This window comes from Microcoleus sp. SVA1B4 (genome assembly GCF_036700545.1).
Classification (GTDB): domain Bacteria; phylum Cyanobacteriota; class Cyanobacteriia; order Cyanobacteriales; family Microcoleaceae; genus Microcoleus.
The window spans coordinates 1-2,554 of record NZ_JAUBPB010000146.1 but is presented as its reverse complement, the minus strand read 5'-3'; the positions used below and the strand labels follow the sequence as shown (position 1 = coordinate 2,554).

Annotated in this window: 2 protein-coding genes; both read left to right on the top strand. The window is 57.9% G+C overall.

The genetic code is table 11. From position 1 onward, the window contains the following. Window positions 1-85 precede the first annotated feature (85 nt). Window positions 86-430 carry a hypothetical protein gene (locus tag QT987_RS29560; RefSeq protein ID WP_332986651.1) on the top strand — a complete coding sequence of 115 codons (345 nt, stop codon included), beginning with the start codon at window positions 86-88 and terminating at the stop codon, window positions 428-430. Window positions 431-518: 88 nt separating this feature from the next. After that, window positions 519-779, top strand: coding sequence for a hypothetical protein (locus QT987_RS29555; protein ID WP_332986650.1), 261 nt, complete (start codon window positions 519-521; stop codon window positions 777-779). Window positions 780-2,554: the final 1,775 nt, after the last annotated feature.

Sequence of the window (2,554 nt, the reverse complement as noted above, 5' to 3'; positions counted from 1 at the left end):
TTTGGCCTAACATTTCGCTCAAGCGGACCAATCAATCGCTTCGCGATTGATGTGGCCGCTTAGCTCCAGCGTTAGGGGCACACGGATGAACCTTCTTCGCAAGATGCGTGATCGGTTCGCGCAGTCAACTAAACCTGCGTGGGACACGATCTGTGTGACGGACTCGGGCTTTGTTTCAGGAGACGCGTCCGTAGCTTGGGGGTCGCTCACCAAGATCGCGGCATTCAAGAAGGACTCCGTCACCTTCGACGACGTTTGGTTTGAGTTCTCAGTTGGGCCAAACAAGGTGTTGGTGTGCGAGGAGCAGCCTGGCTTTGCCGAGCTTCTTGCCGGGATCAAAGCACGGTTCCCGTCCGTCGACGGTTGGGAGCAAAAGGTGGTCCAGCCAGCGTTTGCCGAGAACTACACGGTGCTTTATGTTGGCCCCTAACTACTCACTCAAGCGGACCAATCAATCGCTTCGCGATTGATGTGGCCGCTTAGTTCAGGCGTTAGGTGCACAACTTGGAGGTCCTCGTATGTCTGGAAGTGATGTGATCAAGATTTCCGCGGCGCTGCGCGGAGAGGGAAAGTTTCGCGAAGCTATCGATACGGTCAAGGCTCAGCTTGGAACCATTTCCGAGGATGCGCGCTTGAACGCCAACCTCGAAATCTTCTACGCAGCAAAAGAGGCAGGATTCACGGATGAGGCTTGCGAGTACGCTAAGAAAGTGCTCGCAGATGATCCGGATGTTCCAAGCCCGAAGGAGTTCTTGGCGTCGCGCGGCATTGGCACCTAACTACTCGCTCAAGCGGACCAATCAATCGCTTCGCGATTGATGTGGCCGCTTAGCTCCAGCGTTAGGCACATGCGGCGCATCCTGATCTCGGCAATCGCGATACTTCTCGTTGCTTGCTCCGGAGTCTCCGAGCAGGAGGCGCGCACGATTGCTTATGAGCGTCTCATGTCGCTAGATTCAGGCCCGGCACTTCGGGGCGAGGCCCTCTTGAGCGGCCTTAGTCTCGATTCAAACTCGGATGGCACTTACCTTTTCACCATCAAGGATCACGGCACTGAGATGTGGTGGGCAGTCACCGTACTGCCCAATGGCAGTTCAGAGCTTTCGAGGATGCCTCTTGATGAGCAAGACTAAGTGCCTAACTACTCGCTCAAGCGGACCAATCAATCGCTTCGCGATTGATGTGGCCGCTTAGCTCAGACGTTAGGCCCTATGTCCGCCCATCTATCTCGCGAAGACTATGTCTCGGAGTGCCGGCAAAGGTCGGTAGCCATATGCCTTGGCATTCTCTCAGGGACCACGCACGTACTTGAGGGCTGCCACACGCTTGCGTCACTTAGATTTGAGGTCCAAGTTGCCGACAGCGACGAAGACTTCAATGTTTTCGCAGCAATCTCATCAGAGACTGATGCGCTCCCTGTTGGGGCCGTTCGGACGCATTGGGCGCCCGAAGCGCTTGCGCGCCTCCAGCCTGAGATCGATGCTGCAGTTTCCTGGGCGCTGCCACTCGCGATCCCGGCATGCACGTCGATCGTTCAGCGGTTCGGGCCTAACATTTCGCTCAAGCGGACCAATCAATCGCTTCGCGATTGATGTGGCCGCTTAGCTCCAGCGTTAGGCGGTTGGTTCTAGGTTGGTCTGAGGCGAGTCCGTTCTCGGCAAGCCGAGACTCTCTCGCCGCGAGACATCCGGCCCGCCCGCGCTGTGATGGTCTGCGTCTCAAGTCCGCGGGGCCGTCGAGTAGCAGATGCGAGGTCCAGGCAGGCGCGGGCACCAAAACATCACCATCCGGGTTGCCTGCGGCACCTCGCTCCGGCACATTCCGCCTAACTATTCGTTCAAGCGGACAGTCCAATCGCTTCGCGATTGGAGCTGCCGCTTAACTCACGCGTTAGGAGTCCGCGCATGGAAGGTTCTCGCATAAGTGCAATGGCACCCTGGGCGCTCGCTTCGATTGGCGCTGCGTGCGCAGTCCAATCGGCGCGAAGTTTGGCCGTCCATCAGGATTTGCCTGTTTTCATGCAAGCGCTCGGAGTCCTTGGCTTGGCACTCAGCGCGTTTCTTTTCATCCGTATGCTTTTCAAACGGGTCTCAGGTGACATGACGTGGGGTGCGCCGCCCTACACAGCAACTCAAGCCCATTTGATTTTCTGGACTAGTTTTGTTGTCGCAATAGGTGGGGCCGCGATGTGGATATGGCGCGGCTCCTAACTACTCGCTCAAGCGGACCAATCAATCGCTTCGCGATTGATGTGGCCGCTTAGCTCCAGCGTTAGGCGCTGAGTTCTTCGGTTGGGCCGAGGCGAGTCCAGTCTCAGCAAGCCGAGACTCCCACGCCGCGAGACATCCGGCCCGCCCGCGCCGGGCAGCTCCGCGTCGCAAGTCCGACGGGCCGCTTAGTAGCCGGTGTTAGTTCAAGGCAGGCGCGGGCACCAACAACCGCCATCCGGCCTTGCCTGCTAGTCCTCGCTCCGGCATCTTGCGCCTAACATTTCGCTCAAGCGGACCAATCAATCGCTTCGCGATTGATGTGGCCGCTTAGCTCCAGCGTTAGG

What these genes read in the sequence shown, in the direction of transcription:
- QT987_RS29560 (WP_332986651.1), top strand. Translation starts at nt 86, where the DNA reads ATGAACCTTCTTCGCAAGATGCGTGATCGGTTCGCGCAGTCAACTAAA.
- QT987_RS29555 (WP_332986650.1), top strand. Translation starts at nt 519, where the DNA reads ATGTCTGGAAGTGATGTGATCAAGATTTCCGCGGCGCTGCGCGGAGAG.